A 758-nucleotide genomic window follows, 5' to 3' on the forward strand; every position below is an offset into this window, starting at 1 on the left:
TCAGCAAGCACATCGGCCTCTGAATCAGCATCAACAAGTGCATCAGCTTCAGCAAGCACATCGGCCTCTGAATCAGCGTCAACAAGCGCATCGGCTTCAGCAAGTACAAGTGCATCAGCTTCAGCAAGCACAAGCGCTTCAGCTTCAGCGTCAACAAGCGCGTCGGCTTCAGCAAGTACAAGTGCTTCAGCTTCAGCATCAACAAGCGCATCGGCTTCAGCAAGTACAAGCGCCTCTGAGTCAGCCTCAACAAGTGCGTCAGCTTCAGCAAGTACATCAGCTTCAGAATCAGCGTCAACAAGTGCATCAGCTTCAGCAAGCACATCAGCTTCTGAGTCAGCCTCAACAAGTGCGTCAGCTTCAGCAAGCACATCAGCTTCTGAGTCAGCCTCAACAAGTGCATCAGCTTCAGCAAGCACATCAGCTTCTGAGTCAGCGTCAACAAGTGCATCAGCTTCAGCAAGCACATCAGCTTCTGAGTCAGCCTCAACAAGTGCATCAGCTTCAGCAAGCACATCAGCTTCTGAGTCAGCCTCAACAAGTGCATCAGCCTCAGCAAGCACATCGGCCTCTGAATCAGCAAGTACATCAGCTTCAGAATCAGCGTCAACAAGTGCATCAGCTTCAGCAAGCACATCAGCTTCTGAGTCAGCCTCAACAAGTGCGTCAGCTTCAGCAAGCACATCAGCTTCTGAGTCAGCCTCAACAAGTGCGTCAGCTTCAGCAAGCACATCAGCTTCTGAGTCAGCCTCAACAAG

General features: G+C 51.2%; 1 pseudogene. It reads right to left on the bottom strand.

The features are described 5' to 3' along the window. Window positions 1-758, bottom strand: a pseudogene (locus D8849_RS10355) (MSCRAMM family adhesin SdrC); the annotation flags it as partial.

The sequence above is a fragment of the Streptococcus mitis genome (assembly GCF_003942765.1).
Classification (GTDB): Bacteria; Bacillota; Bacilli; order Lactobacillales; family Streptococcaceae; genus Streptococcus; species Streptococcus mitis_BE.